The 22,067-nt window shown below is 44.4% G+C and carries 30 protein-coding genes and 2 pseudogenes; 8 read left to right on the forward strand and 24 right to left on the reverse strand.

Annotated features, from left to right (window positions below; translation table 11 throughout):
• Window positions 1-70: 70 nt before the first annotated feature.
• Window positions 71-325 (forward strand): hypothetical protein, encoded by a 255-nt coding sequence (locus AADZ70_RS05705; RefSeq protein WP_016936634.1) that lies wholly within the window; start codon window positions 71-73, stop codon window positions 323-325.
• Window positions 326-369: 44 nt separating this feature from the next.
• On the opposite strand, the gene AADZ70_RS05710 is transcribed toward AADZ70_RS05705, so the two are convergent.
• Window positions 370-1,188, reverse strand: a complete 819-nt coding sequence (locus AADZ70_RS05710; RefSeq protein WP_045926154.1) for a M15 family metallopeptidase — start codon at window positions 1,186-1,188, stop codon at window positions 370-372.
• Between the two features lie 83 nt (window positions 1,189-1,271).
• Entirely contained in the window at window positions 1,272-1,970 is a 699-nt protein-coding gene (deoD, locus tag AADZ70_RS05715) for a purine-nucleoside phosphorylase (RefSeq protein ID WP_047474591.1), read from the reverse strand.
• A 136-nt stretch (window positions 1,971-2,106) separates the two neighbouring features.
• On the opposite strand from deoD, the gene AADZ70_RS05720 reads away from it, so the two are divergent.
• Window positions 2,107-2,232: a hypothetical protein gene (locus tag AADZ70_RS05720; RefSeq protein ID WP_003153701.1), complete on the forward strand. Its 126-nt coding sequence runs from the start codon at window positions 2,107-2,109 to the stop codon at window positions 2,230-2,232.
• A gap of 40 nt (window positions 2,233-2,272) precedes the next feature.
• On the opposite strand, the gene AADZ70_RS05725 is transcribed toward AADZ70_RS05720, so the two are convergent.
• The 3 genes from AADZ70_RS05725 to AADZ70_RS05735 form a co-directional block, all read right to left on the reverse strand.
• Complete coding sequence (locus AADZ70_RS05725) at window positions 2,273-2,593, reverse strand: YodL domain-containing protein (RefSeq protein ID WP_003153700.1); 321 nt, start codon at window positions 2,591-2,593, stop codon at window positions 2,273-2,275.
• Window positions 2,594-2,652: 59 nt separating this feature from the next.
• Entirely contained in the window at window positions 2,653-3,264 is a 612-nt protein-coding gene (locus tag AADZ70_RS05730; protein ID WP_095241682.1) for a phosphatase PAP2 family protein, read from the reverse strand.
• A 74-nt stretch (window positions 3,265-3,338) separates the two neighbouring features.
• Window positions 3,339-3,512: a YozD family protein gene (locus AADZ70_RS05735; protein ID WP_013352563.1), complete on the reverse strand. Its 174-nt coding sequence runs from the start codon at window positions 3,510-3,512 to the stop codon at window positions 3,339-3,341.
• A 119-nt stretch (window positions 3,513-3,631) separates the two neighbouring features.
• On the opposite strand from AADZ70_RS05735, the gene AADZ70_RS05740 reads away from it, so the two are divergent.
• Window positions 3,632-3,775, forward strand: coding sequence for a hypothetical protein (locus AADZ70_RS05740; RefSeq protein WP_014418137.1), 144 nt, complete (start codon window positions 3,632-3,634; stop codon window positions 3,773-3,775).
• Here AADZ70_RS05740 and AADZ70_RS05745 read toward each other — a convergent pair.
• From AADZ70_RS05745 to cgeC, 14 genes are all read right to left on the reverse strand, one after another.
• On the reverse strand, window positions 3,772-4,452 hold the full coding sequence (locus AADZ70_RS05745) for a hypothetical protein (RefSeq protein ID WP_016936639.1): 681 nt from the start codon (window positions 4,450-4,452) through the stop codon (window positions 3,772-3,774). The two genes, AADZ70_RS05740 and AADZ70_RS05745, sit on opposite strands and share 4 nt — an antisense overlap.
• A 147-nt stretch (window positions 4,453-4,599) precedes the next feature.
• The gene (locus AADZ70_RS05750; RefSeq protein ID WP_016936640.1) at window positions 4,600-4,824 is read right to left on the reverse strand and encodes a YozE family protein; all 225 of its coding nucleotides are present in this window, start codon (window positions 4,822-4,824) and stop codon (window positions 4,600-4,602) included.
• Window positions 4,825-4,898: 74 nt separating this feature from the next.
• Complete coding sequence (locus AADZ70_RS05755; protein ID WP_016936641.1) at window positions 4,899-5,177, reverse strand: YokU family protein; 279 nt, start codon at window positions 5,175-5,177, stop codon at window positions 4,899-4,901.
• The gene (gene ablA / locus AADZ70_RS05760) at window positions 5,174-6,595 is read right to left on the reverse strand and encodes a lysine 2,3-aminomutase (protein WP_016936642.1); all 1,422 of its coding nucleotides are present in this window, start codon (window positions 6,593-6,595) and stop codon (window positions 5,174-5,176) included. The genes AADZ70_RS05755 and ablA overlap by 4 nt, the downstream gene beginning before the upstream one ends.
• 12 nt (window positions 6,596-6,607) lie before the next feature.
• Window positions 6,608-7,450 carry a putative beta-lysine N-acetyltransferase gene (ablB, locus tag AADZ70_RS05765; RefSeq protein WP_342008045.1) on the reverse strand — a complete coding sequence of 281 codons (843 nt, stop codon included), beginning with the start codon at window positions 7,448-7,450 and terminating at the stop codon, window positions 6,608-6,610.
• A complete protein-coding gene (locus tag AADZ70_RS05770) occupies window positions 7,428-8,735 on the reverse strand; it encodes a peptidase (RefSeq protein ID WP_342008046.1) in 1,308 nt (435 codons plus the stop codon). Before AADZ70_RS05770 ends, ablB begins: the two co-directional genes overlap by 23 nt.
• Entirely contained in the window at window positions 8,701-9,396 is a 696-nt protein-coding gene (locus AADZ70_RS05775; protein WP_326351966.1) for a 3-oxoacid CoA-transferase subunit B, read from the reverse strand. Before AADZ70_RS05775 ends, AADZ70_RS05770 begins: the two co-directional genes overlap by 35 nt.
• Entirely contained in the window at window positions 9,381-10,070 is a 690-nt protein-coding gene (locus tag AADZ70_RS05780) for a CoA transferase subunit A (RefSeq protein WP_342007856.1), read from the reverse strand. The genes AADZ70_RS05775 and AADZ70_RS05780 overlap by 16 nt, the downstream gene beginning before the upstream one ends.
• A gap of 6 nt (window positions 10,071-10,076) precedes the next feature.
• Window positions 10,077-11,408, reverse strand: a complete 1,332-nt coding sequence (locus tag AADZ70_RS05785; protein ID WP_342007857.1) for an aspartate aminotransferase family protein — start codon at window positions 11,406-11,408, stop codon at window positions 10,077-10,079.
• A gap of 231 nt (window positions 11,409-11,639) precedes the next feature.
• On the reverse strand, window positions 11,640-12,050 hold the full coding sequence (locus tag AADZ70_RS05790; RefSeq protein ID WP_316936458.1) for a GyrI-like domain-containing protein: 411 nt from the start codon (window positions 12,048-12,050) through the stop codon (window positions 11,640-11,642).
• 171 nt (window positions 12,051-12,221) lie between these two features.
• Window positions 12,222-12,359, reverse strand: a complete 138-nt coding sequence (locus AADZ70_RS05795; protein ID WP_016936649.1) for a YjcZ family sporulation protein — start codon at window positions 12,357-12,359, stop codon at window positions 12,222-12,224.
• 76 nt (window positions 12,360-12,435) lie between these two features.
• Window positions 12,436-13,215, reverse strand: coding sequence for a GNAT family N-acetyltransferase (locus AADZ70_RS05800; protein WP_016936650.1), 780 nt, complete (start codon window positions 13,213-13,215; stop codon window positions 12,436-12,438).
• Between the two features lie 38 nt (window positions 13,216-13,253).
• The gene (locus AADZ70_RS05805; protein ID WP_188154155.1) at window positions 13,254-14,525 is read right to left on the reverse strand and encodes a glycosyltransferase family 2 protein; all 1,272 of its coding nucleotides are present in this window, start codon (window positions 14,523-14,525) and stop codon (window positions 13,254-13,256) included.
• 63 nt (window positions 14,526-14,588) lie between these two features.
• A complete protein-coding gene (gene cgeC / locus AADZ70_RS05810) occupies window positions 14,589-14,888 on the reverse strand; it encodes a spore maturation protein CgeC (RefSeq protein WP_016936652.1) in 300 nt (99 codons plus the stop codon).
• A gap of 208 nt (window positions 14,889-15,096) precedes the next feature.
• On the opposite strand from cgeC, the gene AADZ70_RS05815 reads away from it, so the two are divergent.
• The gene (locus AADZ70_RS05815; RefSeq protein ID WP_016936653.1) at window positions 15,097-15,528 is read left to right on the forward strand and encodes a hypothetical protein; all 432 of its coding nucleotides are present in this window, start codon (window positions 15,097-15,099) and stop codon (window positions 15,526-15,528) included.
• A 6-nt stretch (window positions 15,529-15,534) separates the two neighbouring features.
• A complete protein-coding gene (locus AADZ70_RS05820; protein WP_064778491.1) occupies window positions 15,535-16,491 on the forward strand; it encodes a DUF3880 domain-containing protein in 957 nt (318 codons plus the stop codon).
• A 49-nt stretch (window positions 16,492-16,540) separates the two neighbouring features.
• Here AADZ70_RS05820 and phyC read toward each other — a convergent pair whose 3' ends face one another.
• A complete protein-coding gene (phyC, locus tag AADZ70_RS05825; RefSeq protein ID WP_342007858.1) occupies window positions 16,541-17,692 on the reverse strand; it encodes a 3-phytase in 1,152 nt (383 codons plus the stop codon).
• Between the two features lie 318 nt (window positions 17,693-18,010).
• Between phyC and AADZ70_RS05830 the strand changes: the two genes are divergently transcribed.
• On the forward strand, window positions 18,011-18,436 hold the full coding sequence (locus AADZ70_RS05830; RefSeq protein WP_016936656.1) for an SDR family NAD(P)-dependent oxidoreductase: 426 nt from the start codon (window positions 18,011-18,013) through the stop codon (window positions 18,434-18,436).
• Between the two features lie 33 nt (window positions 18,437-18,469).
• On the opposite strand, the gene sprB is transcribed toward AADZ70_RS05830, so the two are convergent.
• A complete protein-coding gene (gene sprB, locus AADZ70_RS05835) occupies window positions 18,470-18,646 on the reverse strand; it encodes a recombination directionality factor SprB (RefSeq protein ID WP_016936657.1) in 177 nt (58 codons plus the stop codon).
• Between the two features lie 2 nt (window positions 18,647-18,648).
• Window positions 18,649-18,768: pseudogene (locus AADZ70_RS05840) on the reverse strand (hypothetical protein); the annotation flags it as partial.
• Between the two features lie 127 nt (window positions 18,769-18,895).
• Here AADZ70_RS05840 and AADZ70_RS05845 point away from each other — a divergent pair.
• Window positions 18,896-18,985 (forward strand): annotated as a pseudogene (locus AADZ70_RS05845) (ATP-dependent DNA ligase); the annotation flags it as partial.
• Window positions 18,986-19,109: 124 nt separating this feature from the next.
• On the opposite strand, the gene AADZ70_RS05850 reads toward AADZ70_RS05845, so the two are convergent.
• Window positions 19,110-20,510, reverse strand: a complete 1,401-nt coding sequence (locus AADZ70_RS05850) for an MFS transporter (protein ID WP_342007859.1) — start codon at window positions 20,508-20,510, stop codon at window positions 19,110-19,112.
• Window positions 20,511-20,639: 129 nt separating this feature from the next.
• Window positions 20,640-21,212, reverse strand: coding sequence for a cysteine hydrolase (locus AADZ70_RS05855; protein ID WP_342007860.1), 573 nt, complete (start codon window positions 21,210-21,212; stop codon window positions 20,640-20,642).
• A gap of 114 nt (window positions 21,213-21,326) precedes the next feature.
• Between AADZ70_RS05855 and AADZ70_RS05860 the strand changes: the two genes are divergently transcribed.
• Window positions 21,327-21,935, forward strand: a complete 609-nt coding sequence (locus AADZ70_RS05860) for a TetR/AcrR family transcriptional regulator (protein WP_064778497.1) — start codon at window positions 21,327-21,329, stop codon at window positions 21,933-21,935.
• Window positions 21,936-22,067 lie beyond the last annotated feature (132 nt).

Genomic DNA, 22,067 nt, shown 5'->3' on the forward strand with positions numbered 1-22,067 from the left:
TCGTCCAACCTTTTTTACGCACTCTATCATAAGCTGACATAGAAAGATAGGTTGGATAGGAGGAGAAAAGATGCAAAACTATTATCATCTTTGCCGGCAGCACCATGGAAAAGTAGCAAGAATTACAGAACGAAACGGCAGAGTCCACGTCGGAAGAATCGTACGGGTGACAAAAAGTAAAGTGTATATCGCCCCTGTCGGCGGCCGTCACAGAGGGTACGGATTCGGTTATTGGGGAGGAGGCTGGGGAGGCTGGGGAGCAGCCTACGGTATCGGCCTTGGTTTAATTACCGGATTTGCGCTTGGAGGTTTGCTCTTCTGGTAATAAAGAAAGCCCGCTAAATTTATTCTTTAGCGGGCTTTTTCTTATTATACTTTCTTTACTTCATTAAAATATTCTTCAAGAGTTAACTGATGGTCATGGATGGCTTTTGCCGCTTTTTTGCCTACATAACGCAAATGCCATGGTTCATACTCATACTTTGTTACATTTTCTTTGCCTTTTGGATAGCGGATGATAAAGCCGTATTCATACGCATGGTCTTTCACCCATTTGCCGTCAGCCGTGTTTCCGAACGCTTCATTCAGCTCATATCCGTTGCTTTTGCTGGAAATATCCATGGCAAGCCCCGTCTGGTGTTCGCTTTGCCCGGGGTATGCGACAGCTTCTTTCGCTTTCTTTTCACCTTTCAGACTGACTTCATTATCGAAAATAACTTTTTGTCTGTCATAAGAGCGGTATCCAGAAACGGCAACCAGGTCATAGCCTTCTTTTTTCCCCGCGTTGAACAATTCCGCCAAAGCATCGGCGGCAGGTTTGCGGATATATCGTTTCTCAATTTTCTCAGTGAAAGAAAATTCAACTTTCGGGATGACGAGATCCTCCGGTTTATAATCTCCCGGCAGCGTGTATGTCTTATTCACGAGCGCAAGTGTATTTGTCGGGTTTTGAATGGTTTCAAGCCCGTTCACTTCTTTAATGTCATTAAAATATTTGCTCTCCAATACAAAATCGCTGTCTTCTGTCTTCGTTGTTTTTTTGCTTGATGTGTCATCTGATTGTTTTGTTTGAGCCGTTGTTTTTGTGTCCTTATGGCTGTCGCCGCCTGAAATGCTGCAGCCGGTGCCCACGATTGCGGTTACGCTGAGAGCAGCAGCAAGCGAGAACCATTTAGTGGATTTCTTCATTTTACCCTTACCTTTCTTTTTTCGAATCAGAGCGGTGCATAAAGAAGAGGGCTGCTTTTATCAGCATGACCCTCATCTCAAGTTTACGATACAGTATGCAGCGCCAGTTTTATCATATCATGAAAAGTCGTTTGACGCTCTTCTGCCGTTGTCTCTTCTCCCGTTAACACGTGATCGCTTACAGTCAGGATAGACAGCGCTTTTTTGCCGTATTTTGCGGCAAGCGTATATAAAGCAGTCGTTTCCATTTCTACGCCGAGGACGCCGTATCTCGCAAGCTTTTCGATTTGCGAGTCTTCATTGTAAAACTGATCGGCGGTGAATACGCTTCCGACGGCTACAGGAAGGTTATTTTTTTGCGCTTCCTGGTACGCTTTATGAAGAAGGTCGAAATCTGCGCAAGGCGCATAATCCACACTTCCGAAAGCGACTCGGTTCATCTGTGAATCGGTTGAAGACGTCATAGCCAAAATCACGTCGCGCACCTTCACGTCATTACGGATGGCTCCGCATGAACCGACTCTGATCAGGTTTTGAACATCATAGCTTTGAATCAGTTCATTCACATATATAGAGATAGACGGAACACCCATGCCGGTGCCTTGCACTGATATTTTTTTACCGTTATATGTACCCGTAAATCCGTACATTCCTCTGACTTCATTATAGCATTCCACATTTTCAAGGTAAGTTTCCGCAATAAATTTCGCTCTCAGCGGATCTCCCGGCAAAAGCACTGTATCCGCAATCTGACCTTTTTCTGCGTTTATATGTACACTCATTTCCATTTCCTCCTGCCTATTCAAACTCCCACCCATTGTACACTGAATAACGGTAAGAGACAATCATCAGCATTGATCAGAGCGATCTTGGGCAGAATATGCGGGATGACAGCCTAAGGAAAAGGAGTGAGCATAAATGGGCAAAAAACAGCGCAACCGGGTGACCGGCCAGAAAAAGAACAATCACGTACCCGTTTCAGACGTGATTGCAGCTGATGAAGCGCATGGAAAAGAGCATTCCGCCGCTAAACGGAAGCCTTAAAACAAAACGGAAGCCGGCTGAAAATTCAGCCGGCCCCGTCTTACCTCGGCTGGACGAGCAAACGGTTGATTTTGCTCCATCCCGCAGGGTTAAGCCTGTAGTAGGTCTTTCCTTTTCTTCCTTCGTCTATGAGTATGACATCTCCGGTCGCTATGAATCTGGCTTGATAGTCATTTGGAACCGTATCAGGCACATTAAAAACAGAAAATGCCCTTTCCAGTGCGTCTTGATGATTGTCAGCGGCCAGCTCTGTCCGATAGACGACCCTGTATCCCTTTTTCTCGCCGTAGCGGGGTGTTTGAAAAATCGTCACATCATAGGCACAAGTCTTTTTTTTAAACACGGGCAGCGATAACAGCATCAAGATCCCTCCCTCTTATTTCTTAATAGTATTAGCGTTTTTTCTTATTTTTCCTGTCTCTATTTTTGTCGAAACGGGTGATACTTTTCGTCAAAGAGCGCAAATAGAGAGACGAGGCAAAGTCCGAGACTGAATCCGGCAAGAACATCCGTCGGAAAATGCGCGCCTAAATAAATTCTGCTGAGCCCGATCAGGATGACAAGAACTCCGGTAAAAACGGAGACGGCCCGCTTTCTTTTCGTGAAGAAAGAAACGTGCTTGATTAAAAAGTAGGCGATGACGGGATACATCACTGCCGAATTCATGGAGTGGCCGCTCGGAAAGCTGTATGAGGTTTCATGGACGAGCGGCTCAAAAGCGGGTCTGGCTCTTTCGATCAATTCTTTTATTTTTATGTTTATTATTCGTTCAATGAGGAAGAGAAGCGGCAAAAACACAACATCAGGCGTTTTTTTGTACATATACAGGGCCGCTCCCGTCAAAAGAAGAAGCGGTAAAAGCACCGCAGTCGTGCCGAGCTCTGTTATCCATAACATCAATTCATTCAGCCAGGCAGCCCTGATCCTGACCGCCGCTTCTATCACCCTCTCGTCAAAAACCCGGACAGCATCGATCCGGATGGCTGCTGCGAGCAGAATAAACAATGCGAAAAGACCTGCTGGCTTGTACAACGTTTTCCCCCCATTTTTCATTCTCCCGAGCCGATTGAAAAAACCGAAGCTTTTTTCACTTCGGTTCCGCAGTTTCAGTCTTCATCAAGCTCTTCGTCTATCATACATTTTTCTAATAAATAATCAAAGGTGATGTCGGCTATTTCAAAGATCTCCTCTTCACTCGGTATGTACCCGCGCATAGCAAGCTGACTGTAAAAAAAATCGGCTATCTCTTCTGTGTCAATCACAAGATCTATTTCTTTCATGCAAACACCGCCTCCTTTTTTATGTTTTATGAAAAAAACCTTCAAATTATACCCGAAAGTTCTAATCGCTTTGTCTGCTCATATACTTTTAAAAAAACAAGCCCCCGGAGGGAGAAAAGATGATGACGAAAATGATGGCTTTTTTGGACGGAGATGGATTTGATATCGTATTGGAAAAAGTGCTGAAAGGAATGTCGTTTGTAATCTTTGCCGGCTGTCTGCCCTGGTTTTTATATGTCACCGTCCGTTTTTTTGCCGGCTAGCTGAAATGCTCCCGCAGGCTTTCCAGCACAAAATTCATCATATCTTTATATTCTTCGTCACCGAACATATCATAAAGAATCTTATAATCGTTATAAATATCAAGGAGCTCATCTACAATCGATACCGCCAGCACATGCAGGGTATCAAGATCATCAGCATCGCCTTCAAACTGAAGAAGAGCAGACGCGGCGGTATCCTCGCCGATCTCATGAGATGCTTCCCCAACATAGTGGACAAACAGCAGCTGATGCACAAACTGATCCATTTCATATTTTCTCAGAACCAGCGTGAGATCCTCTTCCTCCGTTTCAAGCCACTCTCCGTCTTTCAGCCGAGTCAGCTCATAAATAATATCCTCCCAGCCATCCTCTAAATATCTCCATATTTCAGTTCTGTGACCGATGATACGGAATAATTCTTTTCCGTAGTCCTTTACATATACGACGTCGCCGATCAGAAACTCATATTCAATATCCAATTTTTCCATATCAACAATTACGCCCTCATAATCTTTATAAAGCTGGATAGACGATTCAAAATAAAGCACTTCATTATGGTTGACTTCGTAAAGATAATGTTTATCAATTTGATGAACCTTCGTAATGGTGCCGACGGTTCCGTACATCACGACGACCACGATATCTCCCACTTGAAATTTCGGTTTATTTGGCTTCATGCTGTCTCCCCCTTGCCGCGGACTGTCATACGCTATCGTATGCCGGCCGTCATTATTTCGCATGGGCATGAAAACCACAGGAAATATCCATTTCTGCACCTGTTCAACATGTCAAAAAAACCGCACAATGTCATGTGCGGTTTTTCGTCAGGCGTGATGCACTTCGGTCTCATATTTTTCCCAAGCCTCATCAAATGTCGACATCGTTTCTAAATAATCTGCGCTCAGTTCTAAATACGAACTGAGCTCATGATAATCGCTTGACGTTTTCGGAAAGCCATGGTCTTCATATGCCTGATTCGCAAATCGGCTGATCGCGTCCTGCGGCTTAGGATGCCTGTATTTCATTAAATAGTGGTAAAAGGATTTCATGGGTTTCCCCTCCTGATGACTGTCTTTTGTTGTACTATTATACATTTCAAAAGTGAAATTACAACAAAAGAAGACTAGGAGAAGTCAAAATAATTCCGTTTCAATATCCGTTCTGTCTGCATCAGCTCTTGATATGTGAGTGTTTCCGGTAATTTTTTGGCGTCGACTAAAAAAAGCTGATTTTCGATTTCGCCTATGACCGCTTCCTCCTGATACGTCATCCCGCAGGAAGAACAAGCGAACGCGGGTGTGTCTGTAATTTCTATGGCCCTCGTACCGTCAGGAAGCTCCCAGTATACAGCCGACTGACAAGCTGACGCCTTCTGATTGCCGCACCACTCGCATGGCTTCACGGCGATTCACCTCCGACTTCCGAGCCTTCTTTTTGTTCTTTTTTCTGCTGTGCTATAAATTTCTTTTCTTTTAATTCATCTCTCTTTTCCCTCCGGTCTTTCAGCGTTTCATGATCAGGGTTAGACGTAAACGCTTTCCTCCTGCTGATTCTCGATACATTTTCCGGTGTGAAAGAGACCTCTTTATCCGCGAAAATAGCGCTTAGTCCGACCGGCTCGCGTTTGACCATCGTCCCCGGAAAAACAGATTCAAAATAGTCGTCGGCTTGATTCGGGATATAGTTTTCCGGTTCGGGATAAGATGTAATCACCCCTTCAAAGTTTCTGATCACAACTTTCTCCGGACTTTGGGAGAGCAAATAGTTCGGCTGCAGGGCAATTTTTCCGCCTCCGCCCGGGGCATCGACGACAAAAGTCGGCACGGCAAAACCCGTCGTATGCCCCCTCAGCCCTTCAATGATTTCCAGACCTTTTGACACGGGCGCTCTGAAATGACCGATTCCCTCTGACAAATCACATTGATAAATATAGTACGGGCGGACGCGGATTTTCACTAAATCATGCATGAGCTTTTTCATAATCGGCACCGAATCGTTAATGCCCGCCAAAATAACGGCCTGGTTTCCGACCGGAACACCTGCGTTGACAAGCTTTTCACACGCCGCAACCGATTCTTCCGTCAGTTCGATGCTCGTATTAAAATGAGTGTTCAGCCAGACCGGATGATATTTTTTCAGAATCTGACAAAGGTTATCCGTTATCCGCTGCGGAAAAACGACAGGCGCTCTCGTTCCGATCCGGATAATTTCGAGGTGAGGAATGTCGCGAAGGTTTTTCAAAATATATTCGAGAATCTGATCGTTAATTAAAAGTCCGTCACCGCCGGAAATGAGACAGTCACGTATTTCAGGCGTTTCCCGAATATAAGCGATCGCCGCATCAAGCTGTTTTTTCGGCACGCCCATCCCGATCTGCCCGGAAAAGCGCCTTCTGGTGCAGTACCGGCAGTACATCGAGCATTGGTTTGTCACGAGAAAAAGAACGCGGTCGGGATAGCGGTGCGTAAGGCCGGGCACCGGCGAATCTTCATCTTCAAACAGCGGATCTTCGAGGTCATATTTCGTTTTGTGCATTTCTTCTGACAGCGGCACGGACTGCATGCGGATCGGACATCTCGGGTTATCGGGATCCATTAAGGAAGCATAATAAGGCGTAATGTTCAGAGGAATCGTTTTTACAGACATTCTGACGCCTTCTTCTTCCTCTTCGGTCAAATGAATGACTTTTTTCAGGTCATCGACGGTTCTTACGGTATGAGTGAGCTGCCACAGCCAATCATTCCACTTTTCTTCCGGCACATCCTTCCATAATTCAATCTCCTTCCAATGACGCTTCGGCTGAAACCACTTATTTGTCAAACGAATTCCTCCTTATGAATGGCTGAAACGTAATGTCTTGCACCATATATTCATATTTTCGAGCCCTTCTGAAATCCGGCAGTTGTTCACAAGCCTGCCTCTGTAGCCGTATCCCGCATGATACAAAACGGCATTCATCCCGTAAGAAGCTGCACGGGCCAAGGAAAAAAGATGAATAATTCCCCGGCCCGAAAGTTCCTGCTCCAAGGCTTTAAACAGGTGTGCCGTTACGGAATTTCCTCTGTAATCTGACAGAACTGCGCAATCGGTCATTTCAGCGTGCCCCAATACGGGATTGAGATCCGCGCTTGCCGCGCCGATAAGACGTTCCTGATCGAAGGCGGCATAATAGATGGTGTTTTCTCTCATTGTTTTTTTTATATAAAGGGGGTTAAAGACAGGAGTCGGATAGGTGAGAAAAACATGTTTATATAAGTGCGATAAGCGGTCTGCATCATCTTCATCAGCTTTTCTGAATATGAGCTTGCTTTCTGTCTCGGTCAGTTTCCGCCGCTGTGTCTCATATAAACGGTCAACAGTCGAATCTTCCGATACAAATGAATCAGACTGTCTCCGTTTCTCTGATAAATAACGCACCATCACAGCAGCCTCATTCCCATTGTAATATCCGTCTATGACCCCCTCCTGAATAAAGAGATGCTCGACAAGTTCCGGCTCATCGCCGCGCTTGGCAAAGAAAATCACCTTTTGGGCCCCTTCTTGCTTCGCTTCTGCCAAAACAGCCGGGATAAGCACCTCTGGCTGTCCGTCATAACGAATGACCCTGATCCGCTCGTTGAAACGGTCTGCATCAATCTCGGCCGATCCGCTTTCAGCCCTCAGTTCCTTTATCAGCTTTGCCACCCCCATCTGCCACCCCGCACCATTCCATCATAAAAAGAGAAATGATTTTGACGGCATCAATTAACGCCCGGACTTCAATATATTCATTTGCCTGGTGCGCCGCTTTGACTTCTCCCGGCCCGAAAACAATGACCGGCGTCTGCCCCGCATGATGCAAAAGCCCCCCGTCCGTTCCCCACGGAGACGCTTCACGTATCGGTTTTTCCCCTTTCATTTTCTCAAAAGATGATTCCAAAGCGGAAATCAGCGGATGGTCATCCGGGAGATCGTTCGGAAGCCACTGAGCTCCAAACCATTCAACTTCCGCCGGATGATGTTTAAACCACTCATCCCGGTACTCCAAATCTTTGAGCCAGCTTGCGAGCTCTTCTTTTACGGCTTCAGGCGTTTCATCCGGAGCTATCCCGCACCTGCCTTCTATCACGACACGGTCAGCGACCGAAGATGGCCACGTTCCGCCTTGGACGGTGCCGATATTAATGGGAACCGGAATCGGAACATCCCGGTAAAGCGGGTCAGTGATGCGGGCGTTGCGGACGTGTTCCAGCTCTTTAAGCGCTGTGATGACATGCAGGCTTTTTTCAATCGCGCTCACCCCTTCATAGCGGGTGCCGCCGTGTGCGGACAATCCTCTTACCGTAATGCGGAACCACATAGACCCTTGCTGCTTCACAAACAGCTTTAAATTAGTCGGTTCCGGAATAAGCGCCCCGTCAGCCTTATAGCCTCTCATAACCGCCGAAAGCGTTCCTGCGCCGCCGCACTCTTCATCTACGACACTTTGAAACAGAACATCTCCTTTTAATGTAACCCCGCAGGCTTCAAGCGCTTCTAATGCAAACAAGAGAGCTGTATTGCCGCCTTTCATATCCGTTGAACCGCGTCCGTAAATTTTGCCGTTCTTTTCAACAGCGGTAAACGGTTCATACGTCCATGCAGCGGGATTTCCTTCCGGGACAACATCAATATGTCCGTTCAGTATCAATGATCTTCCGCCGCCGGCTCCTTTCTTTACGGCGGTGATATTCGGGCTTTCATGAAAGTCTTTGCGTTCCGATACAAAATAAGGATGCTCTTTCAATTGTTTGACATTCGGTTCCCACACATCAATATCCATGTCAAACTGTCTCAGTTTTTCTAAAACGACTGCCTGTGCGTTAAATTCATGTCCGAACGTGCTTTTTTCCCCGATCAGCCGTTTCAGCAGACTTACCGCTTTTGCCGCGTTTTCTTCCGCCCACTCAGTAATTTTCTTTTCTAATGGATCCATGGACAGGCCCCCTTTTAAGAAAACATTCTCCCAATCTGATTTCGGCATCCGTCGTTTGGATGACATCGTCTATCGTCGAACCATTCAGCAGTTCCTCAAGAACAAAAGTCCCTTCCTTTATGCTGATGACGGCTTTCTCTGTAATAATGAGGTCTGCACAGCCCGAAGCCGTAAGCGGCAATGAACAGCTTTCGACTAATTTCGGCCGGCCCTTCTGATCGGTGTGGCTCATGACGACAACCACTTTTTTCGCACCTTGGGCAAGCTCCATTGCCCCGCCCATTCCCGGCACTTTTTTCCCCGGGACGAGCCAGTTGGCGAGATCACCTGTCCGGCTGACCTGTAATGCGCCTAAAATGGTAATATCAATCAGCCCTTTTCTGATCATGGCAAAAGACAGAGCTGAATCAAAATATGAGGCTCCCTTTACCGTACTGACGGGAAATCCGGCGGCATTGCATAAGAGTTCATCTTCTGCTCCGGGCTCGGGACTTCCTCCTATCCCAAGAACGCCGTTTTCCGCCTGCAGCATCACCTCCATGCCGGCCGGCAGAAAGTTCGGCACTAAAGAAGGAATGCCGATCCCCAGGTTGACAATCATTCCTGAGGTAATTTCACTGGCGGCCCGCCTTGCGATACTCTCTCTTTCCGCTATTCCCAAGCCCATTTCCATTTCACTCCTTCACTTTGCACGACACCCTCCACAAAAACGCCCGGTGTTACAATATGCTCGCTGTCAAGTTCGCCGGCCTGCACAATCTCCGCCGCCTCAGCAAAGGTTCTTTCGGCCGCAGCCGCCATCAGAGGATTCATGTTGCGCGCCGTTTTGTCATATGTCAGATTCCCGAATTCATCAGCAGTATGTGCCGACACAAAAGCAAAATCAGCCGTCAGCGCTTTTTCAACTAAATAGGGCTTCCCGTCAATCGTTACAGTTTCTTTGTTCTCGCAAACGGTTGCGTTATCAATCCCGATATCCGTTAAAATACCGCCAAGCCCCGCTCCGCCTGCGCGAATCCGTTCGGCAAGCGTCCCTTGAGGCGAAAATTCCACCTCCAGCGTTCCGTCAGTCATTTGTCTGCCCGCTACAGGGTTTGAACCGATATGGGAAGCGATCAGCCGTTTCACCCGTTTATGAACGATAAGCGGGCCGATACCGATTTCCGGAAAGCCGGCATCGTTGCAGATGACGGTCAGCTCTTTAACGCCGCTTTCTAAAATCGCTTCGATTAATGACGGAGGAGAACCCACTCCCCCGAAACCGCCGAACATGATGACAGATTCGTCCTTGACATCGGCAATTGCTTCATGAACATCGATTTTTTTATGAAAAATAGACATGTCAGTTCAATCCCTCTTCATCATTTTTTCTGCTTCTTCTGTAGCTAGTGAAAATAGATCTGACAGTTCATCCAGCTCAGCATGGGAAGCCGTCAACGGCGGCGCGATGATGATGGCGTCTCCTTCGCCGCTGTCAATGCCGGGCTTTGCAGGGTAAATCAGCAGCCCCCGTTTTTTTGCTTCTGTTATCATTTTTTCTGTAAACGCCTGTTTTTTCGGAAAAACTTCCTTTGTCGTTTTATCTTTGACGAACTCCACCCCGATCAGAAGGCCTTTACCGCGAACATCCCCGATCACTCCGCTGCGCTCTTTGATATGTTCTAATTTCTGCCTCAGTATTGCGCCTTTTTCCTCTGCCTGCTGAAGCAGCCCATGTTTCTTGACATAGCGAAGCACCTCAAGCGCCGCTCTTGCACAGTATGGGTTGGCGCTGTACGTATGCCCGCTCATAATGACCCCGGAGCCCCGCTTGATCGTTTCAATGATGTCATCAGAGGCAACGGCTGCCGCAATCGGAGCGTAACCGGCGCCTAACCCTTTTCCAAGCACCGCGATATCAGGCACGATTCCCCAATGCTCAGAAGCAAGCATCCGTCCTGTTCTTCCAAGCCCCGTCATGACTTCATCCGCGATAAACAAAATACGGTGCTTGCGGCAGACATCCTCAAGCGCTTCATAGTAGCCTGCCGGCGGAGTGATGGCAGCCCCGGCTGCTCCGACAATCGGTTCTGCGACAAAACCGGCGATAAATGAGGCGCCGATCCGTTTAACAGCCGTTTCCAGCTCCTCTGCCGCAGCTTTTACAAATTCCTCTCCCTGCAGCTCAGAACGGTACATATTAGGCGCTGAAACGGCAGGAAACCGTTCAAGCAGCTGGGTAAAACGGTATCTTCGTTCATAAAACCCCGATAATGAAAGCGCTCCCAAAGTAATTCCGTGGTAACTGCCCCATCTTGATAAAAAGACGGATTTTTGGTATTGGCCTTTTTCCTGCCAATATTGAACGGCCATTTTCATCGCTGTTTCAACTGCCTCTGAGCCGCTGTTTACAAAAAATGACCAATTCAGCCCGCCCGGCAAATGATCAGCCAGAAATAAAGCCAGCTCCTCTGCCGGCGCACTGGTGAATTGCGAGCGATACACAAACGAAACGGAGTCAAGCTGCTCTTTTAAAGCTTGTATAATATCCTCCGTCCCGTGGCCGATATTGCAAGTGACCGCTCCCGATGCCCCGTCAAGATACTTGTTCCCCTCCAGATCATACACATATGATCCTTTTCCATGGCTGACTGTCGGATAGATCCCGTCAAGCTCCGGTTTGATTAAATAACTCCCCATATCTTTCCACCTCGAAAACCCATTTGCTTCATTGTATGAACAGATGAATAACGGCATTCTTATCCTTCAGAAAGTTTTTTTGCAGTAATTACCTTTCTGTAAAACAGGCTGCCGGAGATGTCCCGACAGCCTGAAGAGCGTTCTCAGTTCTGCTATTTATCTGCTCAGCTCAAAACCGCCGCCATTTTGATCGGAATCGGCATAAGCAGAAGGCGGAAATCCCCGTCTTCTTTACTGTATGGGGACCAATATTTCACACAAATGATCATTCACCTTTTGTAAGGTGTACCTTTCGATAATGGGCTGTTCTCTTACGATTAGATTATTTTTTTCAATCTCTGAAAAAACAGTTTTCCAAAATCCACTGACTGCCTCTTTCGTATGATCAAGCAAGAAAACAGCGTACCTGCCTCCGGAAAATGTACCGATCCGAGCCGGTTCAGGCACATGATCTTGATGAATAACAGCGCAAACATCATAGCGGCATTTCTCTTGAGGCGTACGATTCGGATGATCTTGCGGAATTCCTAAAATGACAGAATGATCAAGCAGTCCATTCAATTGCGCCCAATTTTTAAAAGACTCCATAAGTTCTTTATTTTGCTTTCCCCCATACTCCCCGACGTTTCGAAAATAAGCAATTCTTGATTCAGGTCATTCTTCAATCGTTATTTTCACATTTTCGCTCCCTTCTTCAGAAAAGTAATATGTATTAAAATGTTTTTCAAGCTGACTTTCAACATGAACATAACAAAAAGCCTGCAGAAAGTGATGTTCTCTGCAGGCTGATTTGCATGATAGGATTTTTTCAGTCTAACAAATAAAAGCCGCACCGACGATGATTAATAAAATAAACAATACCACGATCAGCACGAATGTACTGGTTCCGCCTCCGCAGCCGCCGTATCCAAAGCCATAACTGCCGCATCCCCCATATCCGTATCCGTACATACGAATCACCCTTTCTTCTTACGATATACGGCATTGTATGCGGGCCAACTCCCAATTGTTTTATGCGAATGCCCATCTATGTAAGAAAATAATGAAAAATTGTATGCACACGCCGAAATCTTTTGAAGCCGAGTTTCTCATAAAAGCGGTTTACACCGTCCATCCCGGACGCCACAAGGTATACGGTTTCCATGCCGTTCAGCTTCGCCGCAGCCATCAGTTCGTTCATCAATATCGTCCCGTAGCCTTTCCGCTGGAATTGATCCAGAATGGCAACTTCTTCAATTTTGGCGGTTTTATCCACTTTGTTGATGAAAAGCTCTCCGCAGCCGATCGGAATCGTTCTGGAGGCATCGCTGTAGCACACGACAAGCAAAACCGTCCCGTCCTTATACAAAGGATATTTCCGCTCAAGCTTTTGTTCGGCCGCCGCCTCGCCAATGTAAAGGGCATCATAAATGTTCATAATAGATGACCCGTCAGCAAGACTTTTTTCCGTTCCCCAAGCGGTGAGAGGATGTCCGGCCTGCCGGTCCCCATTTTCCAGCTTCCTTGCAAAAAACAGTTCATCCTCCACTACGTATCCCTGCTTTACCAATGTTTGTTTCAGAAGAAGCGGAAATGTGTGCTCCGGTGACGCTTTCACATGAATATAATTGGTTTGAAGCATGTTCGGAACAGACGCAAAAAACGGAAGCAGTCCGTCTAACGGAAATGTACGGTGCAGCTGAACAAAGTTATGTGAAAAAATCTGCGGCAGCAAAGGGTCTCTATACACAGTGTAATGCTCGAACCTCTGCATGCCGGAAGTAAGCTCAATATATTGTTTCTCGGTTTTAGCAAATTGATCGGTCATAAAAGCTCTCCTTTTCCTTACACATCCAACTGCATCTCTCATCCTTTTGTGATATTGAGATTTCTTATAATTTCATCGTACATCGGATAGAACGGCTTTCCAATTGGTAATTGTTTAATTTGTTGAAAGGAAATGGGTACCGCCTTCTGATTCGCAAAAAAGCGTTTCACTACATCCTGACTGATCGGATGGAGAACCCCTCTCAAATAAACATAAAATTCACGTTCAATGCGAAACAGCATTCTTCCGGGAATATGCTGAACACAGCCCGATCTCTCCCATCTGATCGGCGGACCGTCCGGCAGCGCTTGGATTTCATCCCGTTCTAAAGCCAGGATGCCGCGGCGTTTAAATTGGTAAAAGCGAAAGGCGTTAAGATCAATCAGCCTTTTCGTCCCGTCTTCCACAAAATAGATATGACACTGATCCGTGACGAGCTGAAAATTCGGAATACCGGCAGCGTTCTCTTCCTCGTATTGAAATAAAAAAGGATCCGGAATGACGACGGCTCTTCCTTCATATAGCGGTCGCCAGCGCTCATTGACAAGCTTTCTTTTATTCCGGTCAAGCTGATATACTTTCTGATCCGTCCCCTTTACAAAAGACCCGTCAACCAGCTCTGACGGAAGCGATTGATACGTATTCTGGAATGAGTGGGGTGTTTTATAGGTCGTATCCAACACTTCTTTTATCGGCAGAAATGATGTAAATGTGTTGAGCCTGCTCCAAAAAACAGAGTCTCCGTGATTCCAATGCATGACATCTTCGTCCCAAAAACTGCCGTACTTCTCCTTCACACACCGAAGCAATGATTTCCTGTGCATCACTGAACAGTGATCAACGAGAAAAGCAGCCTGGTCAAGCACGTCATCAGCAAAACGATAAAAGTGGAATTGCTCTGTTCCGCGCTCGTTTACATGCACCACCTTCTGACTGGAATAGACGGCATCAAATTCGGTGCATTGATTAAGCGTTTCCGCCATGCGGCTGAGTCTATCCGGATGATATACGGTGTCATCCGTCAGATAAGTGACGTATTCACCTTTAATCCGTGTAAGCGCATCATTAATCAAAACGGCATACCGGGTCGATTTCAGCCGTTCAGCCGGATTGATAAAACTGTTGTAATAGTATATGCGGTGATCTTTTATATACGTACTGATGGCCGCCGAGGTTTCTTCATTTGAATGATCATCCATTATAAACAGCTCCCAATTGCTGTAGGTCTGTTGCAACACACTTTCAATCGCCTGTTTCACGAGATCCGGTTTGTTGTAACTCGTTAAGATAATCGAGATCTTCTTTTCCATCCCATCACCCCTTCTGAACACATAAAAAACGGCTCCGAAAATGACAGAGCCTGATATCTGGTATTAAAAAGCACCCCAGCTGACGATGCTTGAAATCGCGACATTTGATCTCGTATTATTGAGAGGATTTTGAAAAACGGCCAAATCTGACAGCACTTCTTTGACAATCACGTTCTGCAATGTGCTGCCGTTAACCAGATTGACACGTGAAACAGGAACTCCAAGCTCTTTTGCCATCACAAGCTGACGCCGCAAATCTGATTGATCTCCTGACGGCTGACGCGATACCAAAAGAAGAAGCAGCAGTAAAAGATGAAATTCCTCATCAAAACCCCCGTGTTTTACAGTTTCTTGCGAATCCAAATTAATTCCTCTCCTTCTTTTTTTCATCTATACAACGTATGTCGCACGCTTGCAATCCGCATAGGCAGATAAAGCCTGATTCTAAATTCAGCGGTTTTATTAAATATGAAAAAAATACGGCAAAACGGCATTCGACTTATACCAATCACACCAATCAGGAATATGAATAAACGTGAGGTTGAAATAGTTAAAGGAGGTGTATGATCCCATGAGTGAGGATCGTTTAGAGCTCAAAAAGAAGCTATTGAAAACTCTTTTGAACCCTATATTTGACAACAGCGCTTTATCTAGCGGCACAGATGGAGGAGATAACGTGGAAAACAATATAAAAGATTTATTAGAATCGGCAATTGATGCAAAAGTGGATGAAGCAGCTGCGCAAGACAGTCTCAGCGCTCAATCTGTTTTAGGAAGCGGCATTTCATTAGCAGCGAGATGGATTTTTGCGAGAGTTCAGCCCGGCACTGTTATCAGCATTGTGATGGATTCAGGAGACATGATCGGTCCGGTTCAATTTGTTTTCTTTGACGAAGTTCACGGAATTGTTTATGTTACGCAGGAAAATTCCGTTACACCGGCAGGCTCTGCTACAACATTGCTTGACGTTGACAAAGTCGAAAGTGTCACCTTCACTTCGTAACAGCAGATGAACGTTCTATATATCCGTTCAGGATATAAAGGCATTTACACGTATTTTGACCGCTGGATCGAGGAAGGTTTTTTACAGTCTTCCGTCCGCTTTTTTTCTGTTTCTGAGCTTCAGGAAGATACAATCAGCAGCATACGGGCATTCAAACCTGACATCAGTCTGATGATGGCGGGCGACCGTATTCCGTCAGAATGGCTTCAATGGCTGAGAACAGAGCAGATTCCCGTCTATCTATGGCTGACGGAGGACCCTTTTTATTTTGATGTGAGCGCGAAAATCGCCCCGCTCGCCGATGCCGTTTTGACCATAGAACAAAACGCTCTTGATGCTTATCGGCAAATGGGCTTACAGCACGTATATTATGTCCCGATTCCCGTTAATCAGCGGATTTTTACGAAACAAGCGCCTGACGCTTCTCTTCACACCAATCTGCTTCTGATCGGATATCCGTATCCGAATCGCGTTGAACTCGTGAAAGCAGCGGCGAAGCTTCCGTATACGCTTCGTATCATCGGGAAGGGATGGCGCAGACATCTGCCTAAAACAATCGCCAGACAGAAAAATGTGCTCATAATGGATGAATGGATTGAACCTGAACATGCCGCATTGTATTACAACAGCGCAGACGTGGTCTTAAACCCGCACCGTTCTTACCGGTTTGCGCTCAATCAGAATGGACGCGGCATCCAAAATATCAGTTTAAATACGAGAAGCTTTGACATTGCGGCCTGTCAGACATTTCAGCTGACAGATCTATCTCCCGCGCCCCCTTTTTCATCCTTTGTTTCTTACAGCGGGCTTGCGGATTTTGCGGATAAGATTCTATTTTATATGACAAACCCAACTGAACGTGAACGAATTGCGGCACTTAATTATCAAGAGACAGTGCCGGCTTACACGTATGACCAGCTTCCGGCCGTGCTTACGGCTATTCGCTCCGATACTTTCTCATGAAACGCTCTTCACATGAAAAAGCAGCTTATCCAAGCTGCTTTTTGTATGTTTATTTTCCGCTTCTGTCGGTCAGTTTTCGCGGGTCAACCTGCTTATTGACCTGCGGGCGGAAGCCGATTTTATCAGCAATTCTTTCCCATGGCACTATTTTAAAATTTTGATTTGCCTTTTGACCGTGATCTATATTTTCCCCATCCTGTGCGACAAAAAGACCGAACGGATATTTTGGCCCCAGCCCGAAGCCCAGAACGTCAATTCCGTCCGTATCGCTTGTGCCGTCTGTTTCAGGCCCGTCTGTAATGCGAAAATCCGCCACATATTTGTTCTGTCCTTGTCTGTCATAAACGGTATAGCTGCTGTTTCCCTGACTTGATGCCAGCAGATAGCCTTTACCGTCAGCAGCGTAGTAAATCGTCAATCCTTCAATGTCAGGCGTTAAATGCCTGCCGTCGGCTCGGTCGATAACCGTTCCGTTACTGCCGCCGTCCGGCTCGGCGCTGAACTTCCAAATGGCTTCATCTTCTTCCGCGATATAAAGACTGCCGTATTCATCGTCTGCTGCCATCCCTTCCGTCTGAGAATTCATTTTAAATGCCCTTACCTTCTTGCCGGATATGTATCCATTTTTGTCCGCCTTTAATTCATATTGCTCAAATTCGCCCTCTTTCCCTGTCACCATCGCGTAATATTTTCCCGTTTTTTGACTGTGGTACAAGCTGAAACCGTATACTTCATCAATTGCTGATGCAATTGGATTTTTTGGATCTGTAATGCTTTGCAATGTGCCGTTCTTTCTGTCAATGGCGTAGATCTCAACTGTATTTTTCCCTTCAGACCGGTTGGATGCTGCCGCAATATCGACTTTTTTTCCGTTCAACGGAAAATCATAGCGGATATCGACATTGTTCAGTTTCCCGGTATTATAGGAATGAAGCATCTTACCATCGAGACTGTAAACGACTAAGCCTGATTTTTTATTGGTCGTAATCAATTTGCTGTTCTGAGGAGTTTTGGGGTCCAGCCAAATCGCAGGATCGTCCGCCGCATCACCGGCTGTATCAACAGGTTCCGTTTCCGCCGCCGCATTGACGGTAAAATGATAAGGATCAGACAGCTTATGCTTGGCCTCAGAAGAAACGGCACCGCATGTGAGCATCAGTCCGGCTGCCGCGGTTAACAAAAGTGTTTTTGAATGATTCATTTTACTTCCTCCTTTTTTAAACCTGCACTTCAATTGTAAAATACATACAGAATCATCAGTGTTAAGTTTTTGTGAAAATTGTAAGAAAGTGAAAATTCGTGTTGAGAGAAGAAAAAAAGACGGGAGCAGAATTACAAGTGAATATTTAGTACAATGATTTGTTAGTAATTCTTTTTCTATTAATTGGCTCAAGCGAAATGAAAGCGCATCAGATTAATGATTTTCTCTAATTTTTGAATTATTGGTTGCTTTCATTAACTCGCTGAAATTGTTCAACATATGATGCATGGTAGAGAAACGAGAGTTGGAGGATAAGCCATGCCTAAACAGCAAGCAGTAGAGCTAAAACCATTTTTTCACGATAAAACTGTTCTCGTCACCGGCGGGACAGGGTCAATCGGAAGCCAAATTGTTAAACGCCTTTTGCTCTTAACGCCTAAAGAAGTCATTGTATTCAGCAAAGATGACAGCAAACAATATGTGATGAAACAAAAATATGCGGATGAACAAAGACTGTCATTTGTGCTCGGCGATGTACGTGACTACAGAAGAGTAAACCAAGTGATGAAAGGTGTTGATATTGTCTTTCACGCCGCTGCGCTGAAGCAGGTTCCGACTTGTGAGGATCATCCGTTTGAAGCCATTCAAACCAACCTTATCGGCGGACAAAATGTCGCAGAAGCCGCTTTGCTGCAAGAGGTGGCGCATGTGATTAATATCAGTACCGATAAAGCCGTTTATTAGGATACTGACTACAAACAAATCAAAAAAAGAAGCTTACTCTGCACTCCTTTCCAAAGCAGCCTCCAATAAATGCTGAGCAAATTGTTTATAAAATTCATCTAAATCATTACTTGCTTCATCCTGATTTATATAGCGGATACCGTAATTATCTTTATGGACAACCTTTATTGTTTTCTTCTTTAATTCCTCATAACGTTGGTAAGGTTCCAAAGCTACACCCCCGCTTTCACAGGAGTATTATATGTATGTAATGGTTCGTCTCTTGACTGTTCTTTCTTTATCAAAGCCTCGCAAAGCTTGTTCAAATAATATGTATGGTTTACTTTTTTCTTTTCATCCTTGGTTAACTCGCCTAAAAACAACTCACCGAAGCTCATTGAATCCCATTAAGTACTACTGCCATATCGCTTTATATATCACCTTCGCTTAACTATTATGTTCTAAGTAGGCGGTGATATTTTGTTTGTATCGCCAATGTTATTACATTCACTCAAAGAGCCATTCGAGGAGGATAGTTATATTACCGAATTTCAGTTATTAATATCTAAATCGTAAAAAGCCACAAAAAATAACGGGTGAAACATATTATACATGTCTAATATGTTTCACCCGTTTAATTCTTGTTCAACAAATTGACTGATTGCTGACTATAGAAAAATATAAAAATTCCTTTTCACAAATTCATGTGTTTTTTTCCAACTTTGCTCAATGATCGATCGAATAGGGTAATAATTAGAATCAAACAAATGACTAAACTGAATATTGCTGCATTGTGGAGACCATTTGTAATAGCTTCGGATTTTAAAAACAATCCATTGGCAGCAGAAGCCAGCATAGCTCCCATGTACATAAAGGTTCTTAACAAACCTGCTGAAGCGCCGATTTGTTTGGAAGCAGCCTGAAAATAGACCGCATTTTGATTAGCCAAATTCAATATGCCTTGAGGTATTCCGAAAAGTATAGCAATGACAACAAGATAAATAAGACTGCTTGAATGATTTGTAAATAACAGCAGTGACATAGCAATAAACTGAACGATACTCCCTACAATCAATTTCATATGGATCGCAGGATTTTTTCCGGTTGTTTTAGAAATGATGATCGACGTTAAAAACATCGGCAATAACAACAGACCAGAATGTGAAGGGGACAGCCCCCTGCCTGTTTCTAACCATTGGGTATATCCATAAAGAAAACTGTATGATACGGTAGCTGAAAGCAAACCTCTGGTATACGTTAATAACAAGGGAGTATTCCCGCCTAATAATCGTAAATCCATAAAAGGATTTTTGATTCTCAACTCGAAGCCAGTAAAAATGACACCGGAGATGATTGCAATTATTAATAAATATACATTATGCCAATTCGGACTCATTAAGAAAAGGAGAGCAGAAATTAAGGTGATTCCAAAGAAAATAATACCAATAAAATCAATGGAAGTATTTTTCTCCTCTTTGCTAAGGGAATCTCCTAACCCCCTTGGAAACCGGTAGTAACCTAAGAACACACAGGCTAATGATAAAGGAATATTTACGATAAATATACTTTGCCAACCGCCAAATTCAATAAGCAGCCCCCCTAAGGTTGGTCCAACAACAGCAATCGTTTGGCTAGAGATCGCTAATAATGTAAGAATACTCGTTGAACTTTCCTCACCTGTTCGCTCTGCTTCACTACGGATAAGATACATAGAGGCAGGATAACCAGCGCAGGTTCCAAAACCAAGTAGAACTCTTGAGCAAACTAGCCACCATATATTAGGGGCAAAGATTGCGATTAAACTAGAGATACCTACTAATGATGTTGCAATTAAAAAAAGAAGTCTTGGACCAAAAATATCAATTAACTTTCCTACAACTGGCTGTCCAATTGCCGTAGCAAGATATAAAGCAGAAACAAGCCATGCTGTTTGAGAAGGCGGTACTCCAAACGCCTGACCAATTGGAATTAAAGCAACTGAAATGATCGAAGAGTTAATAGGATTGAGAATGGAACCTAAAACCATTGGAGTAACCAGTTTTTGATTAAAATGATTTTTATTTGCAGCCTTCCTGTTGCTACTAAATATAGACAAATTTGTTCCTTCCTTCATTTCATCTTGAAAGGTTTCGGGAACCATAAAAAACGGCTGTGTAAATCATAGAAAAACTGAAGGCAAATTAGTCGGGTCTATTTCACCATAACGGAAACAGACCCTCTTTGTTTAATTCAATGCAGCAATCCAAGATTGGACCGTTAACACATCGGCTTGACGTGGAAATACCTTTTCCATTAGAACTCGGTGAACCTCTGGATCTGGATCAAAACAAGCGTCATTTAACACTTTAATTTCAAAGTCTTTGTCCGCTGCTTCTCTTAAAGTGGATAAAACGACCCCACTTGTAGATATTCCACTGAGAACAAGTGACTCAATTTGTTGCGCCCGTAAGATCATTTCCAGATTACTTCCACTAAAAGCACTAACTCTATATTTCGTAATAACAGGTTCATTTGCTTCGGGTTGAACGGATTCATAAATTTGTGTTGCATGATCATCGACCGTCATTGCACCATACTTACTTATAGCTGAAAACGCCTTGTTTTTCATGCTGACCTCCGGATAACCCTCACTAAATCCGACCCTGACAAAAATAACTGGAATAGAATGTTTACGGGCGGCTTTTATTGCCTTTTGAAATGGCAGTAAAGCTTGTTCTAGATTTTCTCCTAAATGTGGTACGATTCCATTTTGTAGATCCATTACTAATAGTGCAGTTTTACCAAGTTGATTTAACATATGTTGTAATCTCCTTTTCCATAGGATAAAATAAGTGGAGAGCCCTCCATTTAATATTAAACGGAGATATCTCCACTTGTCAATTATGTTATCTTTTTTTGGAGTGATATTTGGATGGTTAATGATAAAAAAATATTCAATAGGCACACTGAACGTCGTGACGCAGCTGAGAATCGCCAACGTATTTTAGATGCTGCTTTTAGTTTATTTGAACAAAATGGTGTTGAAGAAGTTAGCATGAATCAGATTGCAACAGAAGCAAAAATCGGGCCTGGAACTCTTTATCGACGTTATAAAAACAAGGGAGAATTGTGCCTTGATCTAATTAGGGACAACGTAGTTCTACTATTTGAGGATATAGATGCGTATTTAGAGGAGCATAGAGAAGAGTCACCCCGGTTACGATTTAAAGGCGTACTAAGTTTATTTATCCAATTCAGAGAAAATAAAGCTCAATTGCTTAAAGGTGTTGAAGATGCTGCTCCAAGCAAAAGCCGCAATCCCCTATCAAAAGGTCCGATTTATAGTGAATTACACCAAATATTCGTCAATCTTTTTGAAGAAATATACGAAACCAGATTCCCGAAAGTGAACAATGTATTTAGATCGGATACGTTACTTCAAGCTTTAAGGAGTGATTTTTATTTATTTCAAAGAGAAGTTCGCGGTTATTCTCCTGAAATTATTTTGGAGCAAATCTACTCAACGTTTATATCTGATTAAGCAGTAATTGTGTTCGTCTTAGTTTCGGTCATTTACTCCGCCTCTATATTTTTTATGTTTTTTTTCAATGTAGCATATAATCCTTCGTAAGCCTTAACAAAACAGCCCTTTTCGTAATGAAAAGGGCTAAAG

The organism is Bacillus sp. YBsi01 (genome assembly GCF_038406745.1).
Classification (GTDB): domain Bacteria; phylum Bacillota; class Bacilli; order Bacillales; family Bacillaceae; genus Bacillus; species Bacillus siamensis.